Origin of the sequence: Pseudonocardia sp. (assembly GCF_029263155.1) — a bacterium.
Classification (GTDB): domain Bacteria; phylum Actinomycetota; class Actinomycetes; order Mycobacteriales; family Pseudonocardiaceae; genus Pseudonocardia.
In genome coordinates this window covers 1-20,578 of record NZ_JAJCYB010000109.1, presented here as the reverse complement: position 1 = coordinate 20,578, position 20,578 = coordinate 1, and the positions used below count along the sequence as shown (strand labels likewise).

At 74.4% G+C, this 20,578-nt stretch carries 19 protein-coding genes; 14 read left to right on the top strand and 5 right to left on the bottom strand.

Annotated elements, in window-relative coordinates; genetic code table 11:
- The first annotated feature begins 73 nt into the window (after positions 1-73).
- The 3 genes from Q1K26_RS22710 (at position 74) to Q1K26_RS22700 (ending at position 2,825) form a co-directional block, all read left to right on the top strand.
- A complete protein-coding gene (locus Q1K26_RS22710; RefSeq protein ID WP_300016698.1) occupies positions 74-958 on the top strand; it encodes an aldehyde dehydrogenase family protein in 885 nt (294 codons plus the stop codon).
- Between the two features lie 25 nt (positions 959-983).
- Positions 984-2,204, top strand: a complete 1,221-nt coding sequence (locus Q1K26_RS22705; protein WP_300016695.1) for a primosomal protein — start codon at positions 984-986, stop codon at positions 2,202-2,204.
- Positions 2,205-2,339: 135 nt separating this feature from the next.
- Positions 2,340-2,825, top strand: a complete 486-nt coding sequence (locus tag Q1K26_RS22700; RefSeq protein WP_300016692.1) for a DUF1269 domain-containing protein — start codon at positions 2,340-2,342, stop codon at positions 2,823-2,825.
- A gap of 45 nt (positions 2,826-2,870) precedes the next feature.
- On the opposite strand, the gene Q1K26_RS22695 is transcribed toward Q1K26_RS22700, so the two are convergent.
- The 3 genes from Q1K26_RS22695 to Q1K26_RS22685 form a co-directional block, all read right to left on the bottom strand.
- Positions 2,871-3,881: an AI-2E family transporter gene (locus tag Q1K26_RS22695; RefSeq protein ID WP_300016689.1), complete on the bottom strand. Its 1,011-nt coding sequence runs from the start codon at positions 3,879-3,881 to the stop codon at positions 2,871-2,873.
- A 334-nt stretch (positions 3,882-4,215) separates the two neighbouring features.
- Entirely contained in the window at positions 4,216-4,428 is a 213-nt protein-coding gene (locus Q1K26_RS22690) for a hypothetical protein (protein WP_300016686.1), read from the bottom strand.
- A gap of 52 nt (positions 4,429-4,480) precedes the next feature.
- Positions 4,481-6,136, bottom strand: a complete 1,656-nt coding sequence (locus tag Q1K26_RS22685; protein ID WP_300016683.1) for an MFS transporter — start codon at positions 6,134-6,136, stop codon at positions 4,481-4,483.
- A 276-nt stretch (positions 6,137-6,412) separates the two neighbouring features.
- Between Q1K26_RS22685 and Q1K26_RS22680 the strand changes: the two genes are divergently transcribed.
- From Q1K26_RS22680 to Q1K26_RS22635, 10 genes are all read left to right on the top strand, one after another.
- Positions 6,413-7,111: a DUF308 domain-containing protein gene (locus Q1K26_RS22680; protein ID WP_300016680.1), complete on the top strand. Its 699-nt coding sequence runs from the start codon at positions 6,413-6,415 to the stop codon at positions 7,109-7,111.
- 36 nt (positions 7,112-7,147) lie between these two features.
- Positions 7,148-8,713 carry an SLC13 family permease gene (locus Q1K26_RS22675; RefSeq protein WP_300016677.1) on the top strand — a complete coding sequence of 522 codons (1,566 nt, stop codon included), beginning with the start codon at positions 7,148-7,150 and terminating at the stop codon, positions 8,711-8,713.
- A 17-nt stretch (positions 8,714-8,730) separates the two neighbouring features.
- Positions 8,731-10,245, top strand: a complete 1,515-nt coding sequence (locus Q1K26_RS22670; protein ID WP_300016674.1) for a leucyl aminopeptidase — start codon at positions 8,731-8,733, stop codon at positions 10,243-10,245.
- On the top strand, positions 10,242-10,742 hold the full coding sequence (locus tag Q1K26_RS22665; RefSeq protein WP_300016671.1) for a DUF6325 family protein: 501 nt from the start codon (positions 10,242-10,244) through the stop codon (positions 10,740-10,742). Before Q1K26_RS22670 ends, Q1K26_RS22665 begins: the two co-directional genes overlap by 4 nt.
- Positions 10,739-11,095, top strand: coding sequence for an SHOCT domain-containing protein (locus Q1K26_RS22660; protein WP_300016668.1), 357 nt, complete (start codon positions 10,739-10,741; stop codon positions 11,093-11,095). Before Q1K26_RS22665 ends, Q1K26_RS22660 begins: the two co-directional genes overlap by 4 nt.
- Before the next feature lie 21 nt (positions 11,096-11,116).
- Complete coding sequence (locus Q1K26_RS22655) at positions 11,117-11,695, top strand: hypothetical protein (RefSeq protein WP_300016665.1); 579 nt, start codon at positions 11,117-11,119, stop codon at positions 11,693-11,695.
- Between the two features lie 19 nt (positions 11,696-11,714).
- A complete protein-coding gene (locus Q1K26_RS22650) occupies positions 11,715-12,686 on the top strand; it encodes a mechanosensitive ion channel family protein (protein WP_300016663.1) in 972 nt (323 codons plus the stop codon).
- A gap of 112 nt (positions 12,687-12,798) precedes the next feature.
- A complete protein-coding gene (gene glsA / locus Q1K26_RS22645) occupies positions 12,799-13,815 on the top strand; it encodes a glutaminase A (RefSeq protein ID WP_300016660.1) in 1,017 nt (338 codons plus the stop codon).
- A gap of 119 nt (positions 13,816-13,934) precedes the next feature.
- A complete protein-coding gene (locus Q1K26_RS22640; RefSeq protein ID WP_300016657.1) occupies positions 13,935-14,426 on the top strand; it encodes a DUF6069 family protein in 492 nt (163 codons plus the stop codon).
- A 15-nt stretch (positions 14,427-14,441) separates the two neighbouring features.
- A complete protein-coding gene (locus Q1K26_RS22635; protein WP_300016654.1) occupies positions 14,442-15,116 on the top strand; it encodes a GAP family protein in 675 nt (224 codons plus the stop codon).
- A gap of 214 nt (positions 15,117-15,330) precedes the next feature.
- Here the strand turns inward: Q1K26_RS22635 and Q1K26_RS22630 are convergent, their stop codons facing one another.
- Together Q1K26_RS22630 and Q1K26_RS22625 are read right to left on the bottom strand one after the other, a co-directional pair.
- Positions 15,331-17,925 (bottom strand): LuxR C-terminal-related transcriptional regulator, encoded by a 2,595-nt coding sequence (locus tag Q1K26_RS22630; protein WP_300016651.1) that lies wholly within the window; start codon positions 17,923-17,925, stop codon positions 15,331-15,333.
- 204 nt (positions 17,926-18,129) lie between these two features.
- On the bottom strand, positions 18,130-19,227 hold the full coding sequence (locus Q1K26_RS22625) for an adenosine deaminase (protein WP_300016749.1): 1,098 nt from the start codon (positions 19,225-19,227) through the stop codon (positions 18,130-18,132).
- A 175-nt stretch (positions 19,228-19,402) separates the two neighbouring features.
- Between Q1K26_RS22625 and Q1K26_RS22620 the strand changes: the two genes are divergently transcribed.
- Positions 19,403-20,449, top strand: a complete 1,047-nt coding sequence (locus tag Q1K26_RS22620) for a PA containing protein (RefSeq protein WP_300016649.1) — start codon at positions 19,403-19,405, stop codon at positions 20,447-20,449.
- The last annotated feature ends 129 nt before the right edge of the window (positions 20,450-20,578 follow it).

Genomic DNA, 20,578 nt, shown 5'->3' with positions numbered 1-20,578 from the left:
GGCGACGGCCGGTACGGCCCCGGCCAGGGTTCCGACGGGAGTCCCACTCGTCCGGCGGCCGTAGGCTGGCCCCGTGAGCCTCTCCCCACCGGTCGACGGGCGCCTGGCCGTCGCGAAGACGTTCAAGCTCTACCTCGGCGGCGCCTTCCCGCGCTCGGAGTCCGGCCGCAGCTACCCGGTGCGCGACGTGTCGGGGCGGCTGATGGCGCACGCCGCGCTCGCCTCCCGCAAGGACGTCCGCGACGCCGTGAGCGCGGCCCGCTCGGCGTTCGGCGGGTGGTCGGGGGCCACCGCGTACAACCGCGGGCAGGTGCTCTACCGGGTGGCCGAGATGATGCAGGCCCGCGACGCGCAGTTCGTCGACGACGTGGTGGCCGCCGAGGGCGTCCCGCGCAGAAAGGCCGGCGCACTGGTGGACGCCGCGATCGACCGCTGGGTCTGGTACGCGGGCTGGACCGACAAGATCGCCTCGGTGCTCGGGTCGGTGAACCCGGTGGCCGGGCCGCTGGTCAACTGGTCCACCCCGGAGCCTGCGGGCGTGGTCGCGGTGCTCGCACCGCAGCGCTCCTCGCTGCTCGGACTGGTCGACCTACTGGCCCCGGTCCTCGCCACCGGCTGCACCGCCGTCGTGGTCGCGGCGCGGGAGCGGCCGCTGCCCGCGGTCGCGCTCGGTGAGGTGCTGGCCACCTCCGACGTGCCCGGCGGCGTCGTCAACATCCTCACGGGGGACTCCGCCGAGCTCGCACCGTGGCTCGCCGCGCACGGCGAGGTGGCCGGGATCGACCTCGCCGGCGTCCCCGAGGAGATCGCCACCGAGTGCGAACGCGCCGCGGCCGGCACCCTCAAGCGGGTCCTGCCCCGCCCTGCCGTCGAGCCCGACCACTCGGCGGTCCCGTCCCTGGCCCGGCTGCGCGCGTGGACAGAGACCAAGACGGTGTGGCACCCGGTCGGTCGCTGACCTGGGCGGGTCATAGGCTCTCGCGGTGGCCAGCGACATCGTCCCGATCCAGCTCTCCCTCACCGAGGGGGACCTCGTCACGCTGTGGGCGCCCCGGTGGCGCGAGGACGGTGAGGAGTGGGTCGCCTTCCTCGGCGACGACGACGCGCTGTTCGCCTTCCCCGAGGTGGCGCAGCTCGCCGCGTTCGTCCGCACGGTGCGCGAGCACGACCTCGTCGACCACCCGGCGTGGTCGGTGGTGCCGGACCTGTCGGTCCCCGAGCTCACACCCGAGGACACCCAGCGCTACGACGTGGTCGGCGTGCCCGAGATCGTCGCGCAGGACGCCGACCAGTGGTCGATCGGCGAGCTGCAGGAGGTCGTCGAGATGGTGCGGTCGATCGCCGACGTGTGCGAGCTCGACGTCGTCACCGAGGTGCTGGACTCCGCGCCGGGCTTCGGCCTGCTGCAGCAGGGCACCCTGCCCTTCGCCGGTCGCGAGGGCAGGCGCCTGTGGACCCAGCTCGTGGACGTCGTCGCCCAGCGCTGGGACGACGTGATCGACGCGCTCGACGCGCTCGTCGACACCCCCGACGTCGACGCCACCGCGCTCGCGGCGGCGGAGAAGGAGGTCGTGGCGGCCGACGAGCTGGCCCGGGACGCCGACGTCGTGGGCCCCGCCGACGACACCGACGACACCGACGACGAGCCCGAGGGGTTCTGGGACGAGATCGGCATCGACCCGATCCGGATCACCACCCGCGACGGCGAGTTCGTCACGCTGCGCTGCTACCTCGACGACAAGCCCGTGTTCCTGGGCTCCGGCGGGCAGATCGACGTGTTCTCCAGCGAGCGGGCGCTGGCCCGCTGGATCGCCGACGACGGCGCCGAGGGCCACGACCTGGTCACGGCGTCGACGTGGCCGGAGGTCGTGGAACGGGCCGCGGTGGGCGAGCTGGAGGTGGAGGTCGACGAGGTCAACGTCTACGTCCTCACCGGCCTCTCGGCCGACATCGCCGAGGGACCGATCGCGCTCGACCGCACACAGCTCGACCTGGCCACCGAGCTGCTGATCGACGTCGGCGAGTGGGCGGGCGACGACGAGCCCGCCGAGGCGCTGGCCGACAACCAGCCGCTGGGCTGGCTGGTGTCGTTCGTGGTGCGCCCCAACCCCACGCGTCTGGCCCCGAGCCCGCCGTTCAACGCCGAGGCGGCCCGGTTCACGGAGTTGCTGGGCGACCTGCAGGCCCGCTTGCGCCGGCACTGACCGTCGCCCCGATTGCGTGCTCGGTGATCACGGCCGGCCGCGGGTACCTCGCCCGCTGCGGGGGAGGCCGCGCCCGGCCGCCTCGGGCGAGGCTCGCCGGGGGCGCCATCCCGGCGCCCGGACGAGGAGCGGGACATGAGCACGTTGAGCGTGTGGCGGTTCGACACGGAGTCGGGTGCCGAGGACGCCGTCGCGACACTGCAGGAGCTGGCGCGCAAGCGCCTGGTCACCGTCTGGGACGCGGCCACGGTGTCGTGGCCGCAGGACGCGAAGAAGCCGAGGACCCGCCAGCTGCACGACCTGGCCGGCCGCGGGGCGCTCGGCGGGGCGTTCTGGGGGCTGCTGTTCGGGCTGCTGTTCTTCGTGCCGCTGCTCGGTGCCGCCATCGGAGCGGCGTTCGGCGCGCTCAGCGGCTCGCTCGCGGACGTGGGCATCAGCGACGACTTCGTCAAGCGCGCCCGCGACGAGATCACGCCGGGGACCTCCGCCCTGTTCGTCCTGACCTCCGACGTGGTCCTGGACAAGGTCACCGAGGCCTTCGCCGGCCAGAAGCCCGAGCTGCTGTTCACCAACCTCTCCTCCGACCAGGACGAGGCGCTGCGCGTGGCGTTCGCCGAGTAGCAGCGCCCGAGTAGCAGCGCGCTGCCTCGCGGCCTGTCGGGGGCCTCACCCGGTGGACGGATCGCCCTCCTCCCGCGCGGGTGGGGCCCCCAGCTGCGCCACCCCCAGCTGCGCCACCCCCAGCTGTGCCACGGAGCCGAGCAACGCCTGCGCCCACGACGCACGCGGGTCGCAGTCGACCAGCAGGACCTTGACCAGCAGCGTGAGCGGCACCGCGAGCACCGCGCCGAGCGGGCCGAGCATCCACCCCCAGAACGCCAGGCCCAGGAACGTGACGCTGATCGACAGCCCGACGGCGTTGCCGATGTAGCGGGGCTGGACCAGCGAGGTCAGCAGGAAGTTGACCACGCTGTAGATCAGGTACACGACGAGCACCAGCTGCCAGCCGCCCACCAGCAGCGCCAGCAGCGCCGGCGGCAGCACCCCCAGCCAGAAGCCGACGTAGGGGATGTAGTTGGTGATGAACGCCAGCAGCCCCCACAGCAGGGCGAGCGGCACGCCGAGCAGCGCGAGGGCGACCGCGTCGACCGCCCCGACGAGCAGCCCGAACACGGTCGTGACGACCAGGTAGCGGCGGGTGTTGACCGCGAACCGGCCCAGGCCGTCGGCGATGTGCGGGCGATCGCCGCCATGCGCGGCCCCACCTCGGACGACTCGATGCTGAGGAACAGCATCAGCGACAGCAGGAAGACCAGGTTGGTGGCCAGCCCCGTCACCCCGGACAGCAGCACGCCGATCACCGCCACCAGCCGCCCGAGGTCCAGAGCGCCGGTCAACAGCTGCAGCTGCCCGGGGCCGACCCCGAGGTCGCGCAACCGGTCCACGGCCACCGCGAGGATCGCGTCGGCCTCCGCGGCGTACTGCGGCAGGATCGTCGCCAGCTGCGCCACCGACACGAGCAGCACCCCGACCAGCACGAGCACCGCTCCGTAGACCAGCACGACCAGCGCCGCCGTCGACAGCCACCCGGGCACTCCGAGCCCGCGCAGCCGCCGCTCCACCGGGCTGACCACGATGACGATCACGAGCGCGAGGAACGCCGGCCCGATGAGCCATGCCGCGGCCTGCACCCCGGCCGCCAGCACCACCACGGCGGCCCCGCCGACCAGCACCACGAACGCGCGCGGCAGCCCACCGCCCCGCCGCCGCTCGCCACCCGCCTGCGGTGCCACCCCGACCTGCGGCTCCGTGCCCGACAGCGGCACCATCCCGACCTGCGGCACCATCCCGACCTGCGGCACCGCGCCGACCTGCGGCACCGCCCCGACCTGCGGCGCCATCCCGACCGGCACCGCGCCGGGCGCCGGCACCACCCCGGACGGCAGGCTCGTCGGCTCGTTCCCGGCGACGTCCGGCGGTGGCGTGCCCGCCGCTGACCCCACGGGCTCGGTCACGGCTCGACGTCCGGGACTTCCTGCACCGACACGACGCGCAACCCCAACTGCTGGATCAGGGCGAGCACCCCGTGCAGGTGCGACTCGTCCACGACCTCTCCCAGGATGATCGTCTGCGGCGGTGCGTGCTGCACCGTCATCTCCGGGAACGCCCCCCGCGCGCGGTCGGAGAGCAGCCCGGCCACCCGGAACTCGTAGCGCCTGGTCACGTCATGACCTCCACCCGTCGTGCGGTCCACCGGCTCGTCCGTCCCGAACCGGTCAGCCGGCCCGTTCCCGGGTCCCGCCCGCAGCGTCGGGAGCGAGCAGGTCCTCGGGAACCGAGCCGGGCATCCGCCCGGCCGGGATGATCGCCAGCAGTGCCAGCGCGGCGAGCAGGAGCAGCGAGGTCCGCAGCGCCCGGATCCGCGCCTCGGTGTTGATCCGCACGGCCTCGTCCACCTGCTGCGGGGTCGCGGTGGTCTCGCCGAGCACCTCGACGAGCGCGTCGTTCGGGATGAAGTTGACGTTGTCGAGGTTGACCTGGGCTTTCAGCTCGGGCGGGATCGTCGGGTTCTCCACCAGCTGGCTGGTGACCAGCCCGCCGAGCAGCCCCACCGCGAAGACGCTGGCCACCGCGATGCCGACGCTGCCCGACACGTTGTGCACCAGCCCGCGCCACGCGCCGACGTCGCCGGAGAGCTCCTTGGGCGCCGCGGTCAGCAGCGTGTTGAAGACCAGCGCGACGATCGCGCCCTGGCCGAGTCCGAGCGTGATCAGCCCGATGACGACGAGGATCTGGCTCCAGTCGTTGCGGATGGTGACCCCCAGCAGGGTCAGCGCCGCCGCCACCACGACGAAGCCGATGCGCGCGATCGCGGCCGGCGACCACCGGCGGTAGACCCCGGCCACCACCGAGCTCGCCACGAAGATCGACAGCGTGTACGGGATCACCGCGATCGAGGTCTCGAAGCTGGTGCGGCCCTGCACGATCTGCAGGTACAGCGGGATCAGGAAGTTCGCCGCCGTCCCGACGAACAGCATCGTCGCCATGCAGACGGTCGTCGCCCGTTCCTGGGACGTCTTGAGCACGTCGAGGTTGAACAGCTGCGGCCTGCCCGCATCCTGCTGAGCCCGCGTCCAGGAGAAGAAGCCCTGGGCGCACACGATCCCCAGGACGATGAGCAACGGGGCGGGCGACACCCCGAACACGTCGAACGGGGCGGCCGGGGTCGCCAGGAACAGGCCCCACGTCGCCAGCCCGCTGAAGCCGAAGCTCAGCAGGATCACGGCCACGGAGGCCAGCGCGGCGCCGGTCCAGTCGATCTGGATGTCGGGCTGCGCCGCGACCGCCTTGACCTGGAAGCTCAGCACGAGGTTGATCACCGCGAACGCGACGACGAGGGCGAACGACCAGCGCCACCCGATGGTCGAGGCGAACGAGCCCGCGATGAGCAGGGCCAGCACGCCCGCCGCCGGGATCGCCGCGGCGAGGAACCCGATCGCCTTGGCCTGCTGCTCGCCGCGGAAGTTCGTGGCGATGAACACCACCAGCGCGGGCGCGATCAGGGCGATCACGGCACCCGACGCCGCCTGTGCGACGAACAGCATCGCCGGGCTCACGCTCAGTGCCACGGCCGCCATGGCCGCGCCGTGGATCGCCACCGCGATCTGGAACACCCGCCGCGACCCGTACTTCGCGCCGACCTTCGCGCCGAGCAGGATGAACGCCGCCATCGCGAACGTGCCGGCGGTGATCGCCGTTCCCACGCTCGTCGCCGGCGTGTTCAGGTCGGTCGTGATGCCCTGCATCGAGACGGTCAGGGCGTTGACGGCGAACGAGGCCTGGATCTGGGTCAGGACCACGACGACCAGAGGCAGCCAGGACGCGTTCGCGACGCCGGGACCGCCGGGGGACGAGCCGGACTGCGTGGACATCGAGGCCTCCGTAGCTGGGACGGTGTGCGCCTGCCGCCGGGCGCGGAGCACCACCATCGGCGGCGGCGGGCGACCCGGCCTCGCCCGGAGCGGGTGAAGCCGCCGGGCGCGCGGCCCGCGCGGTGGCCCGTCCCCGACACCGGCACGTCGGCCGGCACGCCCCCACGCCACAGCGGGGCGGGCGACCACCACACACACCTCACCCGCGCCGGGTGAGGCCGCCGGCCGGGCGGGTCGAGCAGCGTCGCACCGGTCAACGCGAACCAGGAGGCTGCCGTGTCCACCACGACGTCCACGACACCCGACCCGCCCGACCCGGAGTTCGCCGGCACGGGCTCGACCGGGGGCGCCGCGAGCGGCGACACCCCGCCGGCCGCCCGCACCGCGAAGCACGTTGCTGCGCCCACGGCGGGCCGCACCACCGCGGAGACGGCCTCCGTCGAGCGGTCCGGCTGGTGGGTGCTGCTCCTGCTGGGCGTGCTCACCGTCTTCTACGGCCTGCTCGTGATGAGCCTGCGCCCCGCCGCCCTCGCGTCGGTCGTGGTGTTCGCCGGGATCGGCTTCATCGTGTCGGGGGTGGCACAGTTCCTCATCGCCGGGGGCATCGACGGGGGCTGGCGCTGGGTCGCCTACGCCGGCGGGGCGCTGGGGATCGTCGCCGGCGTCGCCGCGTTCGTCTGGCCCGGGCCGACGCTGTACGTGCTGGCCGTGATCACGGCCTGGGCCTTCGTGGTGAGCGGTCTGACCCGGATCGTGGGCACCCTGCTGGGGAGCAGGGCGGGGCTGTGGTGGCTGGGTCTGGTGCTCGGACTCTTCGAGCTGCTGCTGGGGATGTGGGCGATCGGATCCCCGTTGCGCGAGGTGCTGCTGTTCGTGAACCTGATCGGGATCTTCCTGATCGTGTCCGGCGTGGACGCGATCGTCGTGGCGGCCACGAAGCGACCTGGATCGCGGGCCGACGCGGCCGCGGCGTGACGCCGCCACGATCGGGTCGGGGATGAACGACAGCGCATGAACGACATCGCCGTCACCTTCACCGTGCTCGCGACGGTGGTGGTGCTGTTCGTCTCCGGCCGGCTGCCCGTCGGCGCGGTCGCGCTGCTGGCCGGGCTGGCGCTGTACTTCACCGGCGTGCTGGAGATCGACCAGGTGGTGGCCGGCTTCGGTGATCCGACCGTGCTGTTCATCGCCGCGCTGTTCGTGGTCGGCGAGGGCCTCGACTCCGCGGGGGTCACGACCTGGCTCGGGCAGCGGCTGGTGGCGCGCGCGGGCGGGAGCCGCCCCCGGGTGCTGGTCCTGATGATGCTGCTGGTGGCCGTGCTCACGGCCATGATCACCGTGAACGGGGCCGTCGCCGCGCTGCTCCCGGTCGTGGTCGTGATGGCGGTGCGGCTGCGGTTCGCCCCGTCGCAGCTGCTCATGCCCCTGGTGTTCGGCGCCCATGCGGGTTCGCTGCTCGCGCTCACCGGCACGCCGGTGAACGTGCTCGTGTCCGACGCCGCGCAGGACGCCGGCGTCGGCCGCTTCGGCTTCCTGGAGTTCGCGCTGGTCGGCCTGCCCCTCGTGGCGGGCACCGTCGCGATCGCCGTCCTGTTCGGCGGCCGGCTGCTGCCGCACCGGACGCCCGCCTCGATGCCGCCCGACCTGTCCGCGCTGGCCCACCGCCTGGTCGATCAGTACCAGGACCTGCAACCGGGGAGCGGGCTCTACACACGCGAGAAGGGTGTCGCCGAAGTGGTGATCCCGCCGCGCTCGGAGCTGATCGGCACGACCGCGTTCCCCGGCATGACCACCGACAGCGGGGATCTGGTGATCGTCGCGATCCAGCGCAACGGGGAGGACCTCGGGCCGGCCGAGAGCGCGCTGGCGGCGGGCGACTCGCTGGTGCTGCGGGGGCCGTGGGCGGCGCTCGACGAGCACCACGCCGGGCCGGAGGTGCTCGTCGTCGACGCGCCGGAGCTGGTGCGCCGCCAGGCGGTGCCCCTCGGGCTGAAAGCGCGCGAGGCCATCGGCGTGCTGGTCGCGATGGTGGTGCTGCTCGCCAGCGGTGTCGTACCGGCTGTCGTGGCGGGTGTGCTCGCCGCGCTGGCCATGGTCCTGCTGCGGGTGGTGCGGCCCGAGCAGGCCTACCGCTCGATCAACTGGACGACCGTCGTGCTCGTCGGCGCGATGATCCCGGTGTCCACGGCGATGGTGCAGACCGGCGCCGCGGACGTGCTCGCCGCCGGTCTGGTGACCGTCGTCGGCGGCGCCGGGCCCTACGCCCTGCTCGCCGGGCTGTTCCTGCTGACCGCCGCGCTCGGGCAGCTGATCAGCAACATGGCCACCGCCCTGATCATGATCCCGATCGCGACCGCGGCGGCGACGGATCTCGGGGTCTCCGCCCGGCCGGTGCTGATGGTGCTGGCCATCGCCTGCGCGGCGTCGTTCCTCACGCCGGTGGCGACGCCGGTGAACATGATGGTGATGGAGCCCGGCGGGTACCGGTTCGGCGACTACTGGAAGCTCGGCCTGCCGAACCTGGCGCTGTTCCTCACCGTCGCGGTGCTGCTCGTCCCCCTCTTCTGGCCCCTGTAGAAAGGACCGTGACGATCATGTCCCAGGCCATCCTCGTCCCCTCGGGTTTCGACTCCGCCCCGTCGCTCCGGGAGACCGCGGCGGTGCGCGTGACGGCGGCGGCCGGCGTCCCTCCCGACGCCGACGCGCTGGCCGTACCGGTCGGGACGGCGGGCGACGTGGCGGCGGACCTCGGTCTCGACCGCGCCGCCCTCGGCGCCGCCGGCTTCGCCGGGAAGGTCGGCCAGACCCTGCTGGTGCCCGGCGGCGCGGGGCCGGTCCGGGTCGCCGTCGGGATCGGTGACGCACCGGATGCGGCGGGCCTGCGCGACGCCGCCGCGGCGTTCGCCCTCGCCACCCCGTGGAGCGCGCGGCCCGCCCTGCTCGCCACCGGCGCGGACGGTCCGGACCCGGCGACCGCGGCGCAGGTGCTGGTCGAGGGCATCCTGCTCGCCCGCTACGCGTTCGGTCCCTTCAAGTCGGCGTCCGCCCGCACCGCGATCACCGCGATCACCCTGGTCACGGCCGAGGACACGACCGCGACGTGGGCGGCGGGCGCGGAGCGGGGCAGGACGCTCGCGGGCGCCACCGCGCTCACCCGCGACCTGGCCAACTGCCCTCCCGCCCACCTCACGGCGACCCGGATGGCCGAACTCGCCGTCGAGATCGCCGGGAAGCACGGCCTGAACGTGGAGGTGCACGACCGGGACTCGCTGGTGCGGCTCGGCTGCGGGGGCCTGCTCGCCGTCAACGGCGGGAGCGCGGAGCCACCGCGCATAATCAAGCTGACCTACGAGCCGCCGGGCGAGCCGACCGGCCGGCTCGCGCTGGTCGGCAAGGGGATCATGTACGACTCGGGTGGCATCAGCCTCAAGCCCGCCGACGGCATCCACGCGATGATGAAGAACGACATGTCGGGCGCCGCGTCGGTGCTCGCCGCCATGTCGGTGCTCGAGGAGCTGGGCTGCCCCGCCGCCGTCACCGGCTACCTGATGTGCACCGACAACATGCCATCGGGCACCGCGCTCAAGATGGGGGACGTGCTCACCGTGCGCGGGGGCACGACGGTCGAGGTGAAGAACACCGACGCCGAGGGCCGGCTGGTCATGTCCGACGCGCTGGTGCTCGCCGCCGAGGAACGCCCGGACGCGATCGTCGACATCGCCACGCTCACGGGCGCCTGCATGCGGGCGCTCGGGACGTCGGTGGCGGGGGTGATGGGCAACGACCAGGCTCTGGTCGAGCGGCTGATCGCGGCCGGGGCGCGGACCGACGAGCCGCTGTGGCAGCTGCCGCTGGAGCAGCGCTACCGCGCCGACATCGACTCCCCCATCGCCGACCTGAACAACCTCGGGGACCTCAACGGCGGGGCGATCATGGCGGCGCTGTTCCTCGCCGAGTTCGTCGACGGCGTGGCCTGGGCACACGTCGACATCGCCGGCACGGCGGACGTGGCCAAGCCGGGGGGATGGCGGCCCGCCGGGTGCAGCGGGTTCGGCACCCGCCTGCTCGCCGAGTTGGCGCTCACCTTCGACGTGGGGACGTACCGGTGAGCGCGCCGTCCGCAGGGCACGTCGGGGGCGTCTCCGACCGCGCGCGGCGAGGGAGCGGGGCGACCGGGCCCGTCGAGTGGGTCGCGATCGTGTTCGACGGCGAGGGCGTCGACCCGGCCGTCGTGCCGGCACTGGCGGGCCTCGTCGACGCGGGCACCATCGCCATCCTCGACCTGCTCATCGTCGCCAAGGACGCGGACGGAGCCGTCTCGGCCGTCGAGCTCGGCGAGCTCGACGCCGAGCAGCTCGCCGCCTTCGACGCCCTCGACGGCGACGTGCTGGGGCTGCTCAGCGAGCAGGACGTGCCGATCGTCGGCGAGGAGGTCCCGCCCGGCTCGACGGCGCTCGTCGTGCTCTGGGAGAACGTCTGGGCCGCCGCCTTCGCGCAGACCGTCCGCGCGGCGGGCGGAGTCCTGCTCACCCATGACCGGATCCCCGCCGACATCGTCGAGCAGGCCATGGCGGCCGCGGCCACGGACGCAGGGGTGCAGGTATGAGGCGGGGGATGCGCCGGGCCCGGCGCGGCCCGGGCCTGCTCGGCACGGTCGCGCGCACCGCGGTGGTGGCCGGCACGGCGTCGGCGGTGGCGGGCGGGGTGTCCTCGGCGCAGCAGGCCTCGGCGCAGCAGCGCCGGCAGGGGCTCGACGCGCAGGCGCAGCTCGCCGAGGCGCAGCGGCGCGCCGAGGTGGACGCGCAGGTGGCCGCCGCCCTGGCCACGCAGGCGGCCACGCCGCCCCCACCCGCCGACGACGTGCTCGACCGGCTCACCCGCCTGGGCGAGCTGCGGGCGGCCGGCGTGCTCACCGACGAGGAGTTCGCGACGCAGAAGGCCCGGATCCTCGGGACCTGACCCCGGCAGGGAGGACGCAACGTGTACGACGACGGGGTCTACATCGGGTGGGGGCTCGCGCTGCTCGCCGCGGGGCTGCTGCTGTGCTTCACCGGGGCACGGTCGCTGCGGCTGGCGGCGGCCTGCGCCGGGTTCGGGATGGGCAGCGTGCTGGCCGACGCGCTCGGGGCCGGCTGGCTCGGCGTGCTGCTCGTCGGGGCCGCGGGCGCGGTGGGCGCGCTGGTGCTCGCCGGGCTGGTCGTGCAGACCGGGTTCTTCGTCGTCGGCGCCCTGGCGGGCGGGGCGATCGCCGCGGCGGCGTTCCGCACGTTCTCGCTGGTCGAGTGGAGCCCCACGCTGGTGGTGATCGTCGTGCTCTCCGCCGCGCTGCTCGGCGGCGTCGGCGCCACCCAGGTCCGGAGCCCGGTGCTGGCCGTCGTCACCGCGCTGGCCGGCGCGGGTCTGGCCCTGCGCGGCGCGGTGACGATCGCCCCCTTCCTGGGGTTCCTGCGTGAGCCGGACACGCTGTTCGGGAGCCTGGTCGCCACGGCGGTCTGGCTGGTGCTCGCGGTCGCCGGCTGGACCGCGCAGCGGCGCAGCGGCCGGGCTCCGGTGCCGTGACCCCGACCAGCGGTGTCCGGTGACCGGCGCGCCACCGGGCGTGTGCGGGCCCGAGACCGACGTCGTCTGCGCATGGGTGTTCGACCGCACCGGCGGGAACGCCGTCCTCGCGGCGGCGGCCGACTGGCTGATCGGTCGCCCGCTGGCGGTGCTCGCGACGCTCGTCGCCGGATGGGTTCTGCGCCGGCTGATCCGGCTGCTGGTCCGCCGGGCCGTGGACCGGGTGATCGCGCAGGGCCCGGTGCCCGGTGGGGAGCCGCCGGTCGAGGAACGCCGCACGACGCGCGCCCGCGCGGTGTCCACGGCCGTGGCCGGGGCACTGTCCGCGCTCGTCTGGGCCAGCGTGCTCATCGCGGTCTGCGGCATCCTCGGGCTGGACCTCGGGCCGGTCATCGCGAGCGCCGGGCTGGCCGGCATCGCGCTGGCGTTCGGCGCGCAGAGCCTGATCAAGGACCTGCTCAGCGGCGTCCTGATCCTGCTGGAGGACCAGTTCGGCATCGGCGACGAGGTCGACCTCGGCGAGGCCGTCGGGGTGGTCGAGAGCATCAGCCTGCGCCAGACGGTGCTCCGCGACCTCGACGGCACGGTCTGGCACGTCCCCAACGGTGAGATCGAGCGGGTGGGCAACTACTCGCAGCTCTGGTCGGCCGCGCTGATCGACGTGGTCGTCACCCACGGCACGGACGTCGGCGCGGCCCGGGCGGCGCTGCACGAGGTCGCGACGGCGGTGAGCGCGACCGGGCGGTTCGCCGAGGAGGTCCTCGAACCGCCGGAGGTGCTCGGCGTGCAGGCGCTCACCGCCGACGGCATCGTCCTGCGGCTGCGGGTCAAGACCCTGGCCGGATGCCAGTTCGCCCTCCAACGTGCGCTGCTGGAGGCGGTCGACGCCGCGTTCGCGCAGCGCGGGGTCGAGCTGGCCTCGCCACAGCTCGCGGTGCGGATGCACCGGACGGGCTCGCGCGGGCGACCCGACCGGGTGCCCGCGCCGTGACCGGGTCGGCCGGCGAGCCCGTGTCCGACCTCGTGCTCGGGATCGCGGCCAGGGTGCGGCGCGCCGCGTGGCGGGCGGACCGACCGCCGCGGGCCGGGCCCGGAGTCCAGCGGTGAGCGCGTTCGTCTCGACCGGGTCGCTGCCCGCACCCGAGCGGGTGCAGGAGCTGGTCGACCAGGCACACGCCCGCTTCCGCGGCGTCCGCGACGGTGCCGTGTCCACGGTGTACCCGGCGCTGGCCGCGGTGGCGCCCGAGGGCTTCGGCGTCGCCGTCACCGGCGTGACCGGTGCGTTGTACGCCGCGGGCGACGCCCGGACCGAGTTCACGATCATGAGCGTGGCGAAGCCGTTCGTGTTCGCTCTGGTGTGCGGCGCGCTGGGCCCGGCGCAGGCGCGACTGCGGGTCGGGGCCAACGCCACCGGACTGGCGTTCAACTCCCTCGCCGCGGTGGAGGCGGGCCCGGGCGGGCGGACCAACCCGATGGTCAACTCCGGGGCCGTCGCCACGGCGGGGCTGGTACCGGGGCGCACCCTCGAGCGGCGCTGGCAGCTCGTCCTCGACGGGCTGTCCCGGTTCGCCGGCCGGCAGCTGGCGCTCGATCCCGAGGTGCACCGCAGCGCCGCGGCCACCAACCACCGCAACCGCGCGCTGGCCCAGCTCCTGCACTCCCTCGACGCGCTCGACGCAGACCCGGACGAGACCGTGGAGCTCTACACGCGGCAGAGCTGCGTCGCCGTGACCGCCGCCGACCTCGCGACCATGGGCGCGACGCTGGCCGACGGCGGCGTCCACCCGGTCACACGGGAGCAGGTCGTGGGGCAGCCGGTGTTCCGCGCGGTGCTGTCGGTGATGGCCACCGCGGGCCTCTACGAGACCTCCGGCGACTGGCTCTACGAGGTGGGCCTGCCCGGCAAGAGCGGGATCGGCGGCGGCATGGTCACCGTCTCGCCGGGCAAGGGCGCGCTGGGCACGTTCGCGCCGCCGCTGGACGCCGCGGGCAATAGCGTGCGCGGCCGGCTCACGGCGGAGTTCCTGTCCCGGGAGCTGGGCCTGGACCTGTTCGCCTCGGCGCCCGGACCACCGCGGGCCGCCGGGCCGGGCCGGGCGGCCGGCTCGGATCGACACTAGCGGCGCAGCCCTCGACCGGGCGGCGGTCGTCGGGGGCGCACCTCACCCCGCGCGGGGAGGCCGTGCCCGCGCCGGGGGCGAAAGCTGGCGCGGCACCCCGCCGACAGACCGGAGACCCGATGTCCGCCAGCGGCTACGGCCTGCCCGAACCCGACCGGCCGACCATCGACGTGACCAGGCTGTGGTCCGGCGGTCTGGCCACCGCCGTCGTGGCCGCCCTGATCGGCCTGGTCGGCGTGCTCGTCGTCCGCGCGCTGTTCCGCGTGGCGCTGCACGCACCCGTCGACGCCGGGCCGTTCGGCGGGTCGGGCACCGCGGTGCTCTGCGCGCTCGCGGCCGCCGCGGCGCTGGCCGCGACCGGGCTGGTGCACCTGCTGCTGATCAGCACGCCCCGGCCGCTGGCCTACTTCGGCTGGATCGTCGGCCTGCTCACCGCCGCGGCGGTGGTGCTGCCGTTCCTGGCGGGTGGCTCGATCGGGGTGGCGCTCGCGTCGGCCGTCATCCACCTCGTGATCGGGATGGCGATCGGGAGCCTGGTCACCGGGGCCGCGGCGAGCGCCACCCGCGCGGGCGCGGCCCGCCGCTACGGCGCAGGCGGGCAGCCACGGTGACCGGCCGGTCGCACCGTGCTGGGTGACGCCCTCGGGGGCATCCTCGGTCCGGCGGCCGCGGTCGGACTGAGCCCGTTCCCGGTCGTCGCGGTCATCCTCGTGCTGGGCTCGCCACGCGCGCGGACCAGCGGGCCGACCTTCGCGCTGGGCTGGGTGGTGGGCCTCACCGCGATCAGCGCGGTGGCGGTGCTGCTGACCGGTGACGTCGACGAACCGGGCAGCCCCGCCGCCACGGGGATCGGCTGGGTCGAGCTCGGCCTGGGGACCGGGCTGCTGGTCCTCGCGCTGCGCAAGTGGCGCACGCGCCGCAGGTCCGGCGAGGAGGTGGTCCTCCCGGGCTGGATGGCGACGGTCGAGTCCACCGGGCCGGGACGCGCGCTGGGCCTGGGGCTCGTGCTGGCAGCCGGCAACCCGAAGAACCTGGCCTTGACGGTGGGCGCCGCCGCCTCGATCGGCCAGGCCGGGGTCACCGGTCCGGACCTCGTCGTCGCCGTGGCCTGCTATGTGGTGCTGGGCTCGATCACCGTGCTGGGCGCCGTGCTCTACCACCTCGCGCTCGCCGAGCGGGCCACCGCGGCGCTCACCTCGGTGAAGGAGTTCATGACGGCCAACAACGACGCGATCGTCATGGTCATCCTCGTCGTCTTCGGCCTCTCCCTCGTCGGCGACGGCCTGTCCTACCTCGGGTGAGGTCCCCCGCAACGGGTGAGGCAGCGCGTCGGCGGGCGAACCCACACCCGCCGGCATGGCCGCGGCCGACGCGGCGGCTGGGACGGCGCCGCGGACCACCTGCCCTACCTCTCGATGGTCGCCCTGTCCGTGGTGATGGGCAGCGTGGTCTGCACCAACGCGAGCCGACCGAGGTCCGCGCACCGGGGCCCCGCCACCCCGGGGGACGATCCGGTCAGGGCGTCGTCGCCCCGATCAGCCCGTGGCGCCGGGCCGCCGTGACCGCCTCGCGCCGCGACCGGGCGTCGAGCTTGGCGTAGATCGCCTTGACGTGGGTCTTCACGGTCGAGTGCGAGACGGTGAGCTCGCCGGCGATCTCCTCCAGCGACCGCTGCGTCGGCAGCAGGCCGAGGACGTCGCGTTCCCTGGCGGTCAGCCGGATCGGTGCATCGGCCGGACCCAGCGCGTGGCGCAGCTCCAGCACCCGACCGGCGACAGGTTCCAGGTCGCCGAACCCGCCCAGGTGGCGGGTCAGCAGCTCGACGACGTCCGGTGGCCCGAACGCCAGCGGACGCAGCACGCCCGTCGACCCGGCCGCCGCCAGCGCGCGCCCCAGCTCCTGGCGGGCGTGGTGACGTCGCCCGGCGCGCAGCGCGAGCAGGCATCGCAGGACGCGGGCCTCGACCCGGGTCCAGGGCGCCAGCACGCTCGCGGGACCGTCGAGCACCGTTCGGAGCGCGTCCCCCGCCGCCTCCCAGCGGCCGAGGTCGACGTGTCGCCGCCCGTGCAGGAACGCCACGTCGAGAACGGAGGTCCCGAGCTCGTCCTCGGCCCACGCCAGGGCCGCGCGCGCCTGGTCGGTCCGGCCGCTGGCCACGGCTGCGCCGTGCTCGAGCGTGGCCACGATCGCGGTGACCTGGGGTGGGTTGTGCAGGACGGCGGCCGCGGTGCGACCGGTGGCCAGCTCGGCCAGCCCCTCGCCGACCCGGCCGAGATCGACCAGCGCGCTGCCCCGCAGCGCCGAGCGGATGTAGGGCAGGCCTCCGGCGACCGGATCGCCGATCTCGGGTCGGGGGACGGCGTCGAGGTGTTCCAGGCACCGGGCCGGCTCGGCCCGCAGCAGCGCTCCGTAGGCCCGCAGTGTCGACGTCAGGGCGGCTGCTGCGGTCGCCGGCCATTCCGAGCCCGGCATCACGGCGTCCGCCTCCTCGGCCAGCGCCGACATCCGGCGGTAGTCCCCGGCGGCGGCCGCGGCCGCCGAGAGGACCGCCAGCGCGCGGGCCGCCAGGTAGCCGTGCCGGCGTCTCCGGGAGCCGTCGAGCACGTCGCGGGCCGGGCCGATCGCGTCGGCCGGGTGCCCGGACGCCGCCTTCATGAACGCCTGGTCGAGACGCGCCATCGCGTCGATCTCCCACCGCTCACCCTCCGTGGGCGGACCGGGCGCAACCGCGGGGACCCGCTCCATCTCCTGCGCGTCCACCGCCAGGCCGGCCCGCCGCGACCGGACCAGCAGGCGGAGCTCGTCGGTGTCGGTGTCGGCGGGCCCGCCCGCGGCGGTGAGGTGGGAGTCGACCGCCCGGGTGTCCCCCACCTCCATCGCGGCGAGGGCGTCGACCAGCGGGAACCAGGGATCGGCGGCGGCGTGGCGGTCGGCGAGCCAGGCCACGGTCGTCCGCACCGTGGAGTGCCGTCCCTCGGCGACGAGCCGGATGCCGTGCCTGCGCAGCAGCGCAGCCACCTGGCCGGTGTCCCCACCGAGCCGCGCGTGGGTCAGCGCATCGACCGACGGACCCCGATCGGCGTACCAGGCGGCGGCCCGGACGTGCAGCGCGACCGCGAGGTCGGGGCGCCTGCGCTGCAGGTCGGCGCGCAGGTGCGCCCGGAGCAGGGCCTGGATCCGGTACGTCGTGCGACCGATGCCGTGGCTGGCGACCAGCGCGGTCCGGTGCTCCATGGCGTCGAGCACCTCACCCGCGTCCGGCCGCAGCGCCAGCGCCGCCGCCAGCTCCGCGGGAACCTCGTCGCAGATGCTCACCGCACGCAGGACGTCGAGCGTGTCCGGGTCGAGCCGCGACAGCACCTCCCCGACGAGGTAGTCCGACACCGCCCGACCGTTGCCCGCGAGATCGGCGAGGAAGCGGTCGGGGTCGTCGGTCTCCCGCAGCGAGATCTCGGCCAGTCGCAGCCCCGCGGCCCAGCCCCCCGTCTGCTCCACCAGCAGCCGCACCTGGGCCGGGCGCAGCTCCAACCCCTCCGCGGCCAGCTTCGCCTCCACCTCGGGCAGCCGGAACCTCAGCTGCTCGGCCCGGATCTCGCACAGCTCCCCGTTGAGACGCAGGCGGGCGACGGACAGCGGCGGGTCGGTGCGGCCCGACAGCACCAGCCGCATCCGCGACGAGCGATCCCGCGTCAGCGCGGCGAGACCGTGCAGCGGCTCCGCGGCCGTCAGCTCGTGCACGTCGTCGAGGATCAGCCGGATCGGGGTGGGGAGGGCGTCGACGATGCCGGCCACGGCGGCGAGGAACTCCGGGTCCCCGCTGGGGGCGCCGGGGATCGCCAGCCGGTGCACCGCGCTGCCGGGCTCCACGCAGGAGCCGATCGCGGTGAGGAGCGCGGCCCAGAACCGGCGGTCGTCGTCGGCGGCGTCGAACGACACCCACGCGACGGGCCCGGCGAGCCCGGCCGCCCACTCGGCGAGCAGCTGGGTCTTGCCGAATCCCGCCGGGGCGCTCACGATCGTGACCTGCTCGGGACCGCCCGCGTCGAGCATGTCCAGCAACCGCTGCCGGCGCTGGTGGCGGGGGTAGAGCAGCGGTATCGACGTCTTCACGCGCGGGACACCGGGGCGGGCGCCGGCCGAGCGCGTCGACTCGGGCGGGGTCTCCACAAGAAGACGACGTTACGCCCGCCGACCGTCGCCGGGTATCGCCGAACGGCGCCTACGGCGAGGTCCGAACGGCCGCAGCGGCCCCTGATCCGGCGATCACGTCGCGACCACCTCCGGCCGGCGCGAGCGGTTCAGGCGCGCAGCGGTTCAGGCGCGCAGCGCCGCGTACCCGGGCTTGATCACCTCGTTGATCAGGGCGAGCCGCTCGTCGAACCCGATGAACGCCGACTTCATCGCGTTGACGGTGAACCACTGCAGGTCGGCCCAGCCATAGCCGAACGTGTCGGCCAGCCCGACCATCTCCCGGCTCATCGAGATGTCGGACATCAGCCGGTTGTCGGTGTTGATCGTGACGCGGAACCGGAGCTTCGCCAGCAGCCCGATCGGGTGCTCGGCCAGCGACTTCGCGGCACCGGTGTGCAGGTTCGACGTCGGGCACATCTCCAGCGGGATCCGCATGTCGCGCACGTAGGCGGCGAGCCGGCCCAGCGTGGCGGTGCCGTCGTCGTCGACGGAGATGTCGTCGACGATCCGGACGCCGTGGCCGAGCCGGTCGGCCCCGCACCACTGCAGCGCCTCCCAGATCGACGGCAGCCCGAACGCCTCGCCCGCGTGGATGGTGAAGTGCCCGTTCTGCTGGCGCACGTGCTCGAACGCGTCGAGGTGGCGGGTGGGCGGGAACCCGGCCTCCGCGCCGGCGATGTCGAAACCGACGACGCCGGTGTCGCGGAACCGGATGGCCAGCTCCGCGATCTCGCGGCTGCGCGCGGCGTGGCGCATCGCGGTGAGCAGGCAGCCCACGCGGATGCGGCGGCCGCGCTCGGCGGCCCGGGCGGTGCCCACCCGGAAGCCCTCCAGCACGGCCTCCACCACCGCGTCGAGCTCCAGGCCCTCCTCCACGTGCAGCTCGGGCGCGAACCGCACCTCCGCGTAGACGACGCCGTCGTCGGCGAGGTCCTCGGCACACTCCGCGGCGACCCGCACCAGCGCGTCGGCGGTCTGCATCACGCCGACCGTGTGTCCGAAGGTCTCCAGGTAGCGCACCAGCGACCCGGAGTGCGCGGCGTCGAGGAACCAGCGACCGAGCGTGGGCACGTCGGTGGTGGGCAGGGCGGCGTAGCCGGTCGCGTCGGCGAGCTCGACGACGGTGCCCGGGCGCAGGCCCCCGTCGAGATGGTCGTGCAGCAGGACCTTGGGCGCGTCGCGGATGGTCTCGGCGTTCAGCGGGACTTCCTGGGGAGGCACGGGCACGCCGTCACGCTAGAACACCACGTCGAAGCACCCTTCTCGGGCAGCTGTATTGCGCCGATCAGGGCACGGCACGTCCGAACGGGGAGCCGCGGACGGGTGATCCACAGCCGTCGCTACGCTCAGTGCGCTCGGCCTGCCCTGTCCGCTCGTCAGGAAGCTCCCCGCTGCCATGAGCAATGACTCCGCCCTCTCGTTCGACCGCATGCGCGGCATGCTCACGCGCGCCGCCGAGATCCGCGACAGCGAGCAGCAGCAGATCTTCGACTCGCTCGACGAGATCCACGCCCGCCTGGCCGCGCTCGACGCCCTCGGCACGGTGCGCAAGCGCCTGACCGAGCTGCCCGACCGTACCGAGGTCAGCGTGCTCGCCGAGCGTCTCGACGAGACCGTCGCGAAGCTCGACGCGCAGGACGCCGCGCTGGCGTCGCTGGCACGCGCGGTGGAGGCGCTGCCGGACAAGCTGGCCAAGCCCTTCGCCCAGCTCGACGGCCGCCTCGACGGCATGGCCGGGCGCATGGAGGGCATCTCGGGCCGGATGGACGGCCTCGACGATCGCCTGGGTGGCCTGCACAAGCGCCTCGACGACCTGGACAACCGCCTCGACCGCCACGAGATGCGCCTCGACGCGATGCCGTCCTCGGTCGGCACGCCGATCAAGGAGCGCATCGACGGTATCGACCGCGGCGTCCGCGAGCAGCTCGACGCCGCCGTCCGCTCGTTCGACGAGACCGGCGAGGGCCTGCGCAACCTGCTCGGCGACACCGGAGTCGGCCTGCACCGCAGGCTGGAGGACCTGGCCGCGCGCCCGGCCGTCGACCCCACCGAGCCGCTCGACGGTCTCGCCCAGCGCCTCTCCGCGCTGGCCGAACGCCTGGACTCGGTGGGCGCCCGGCTCGACTCCCTGGAGTCCGGTGTCACCGGCAGCCTCGACGAGAGGTTCGGCCGCCTCGACGCCGTGCTGGTCGAGCGCCCCGACGCCGCCGCGGTGCGCGGGCTGGTGGAACAGGCCAACGAGGAGTCCGAGCGCCGCAACGCCGGGCAGCTCGACGAGGCCATGGCCACCTTCGCCGAGCTGATCCTCGGTCGCGGCGGCCAGGTGTCCTCCCCGCCCCCGCCGCCCCGCCCGACCCAGCGCCGCTCGCGCAAGGTCGCGGTGAAGTCCCCCAACGGCGCGAGCGCGGGCGACACGGTCACCGACGACCCCGACGACGACTGACAGTGAGTATGTAGGGGAGCCCCGCAGCGGTCGTCCTGACCCAACGTCTGACTGGCTGCGTGCCTTTAACGGGATCTGTCGGTCGGTCCGCTGCGGGGCTCGTTCTGCACTCACCAGACGCGCGGTGTG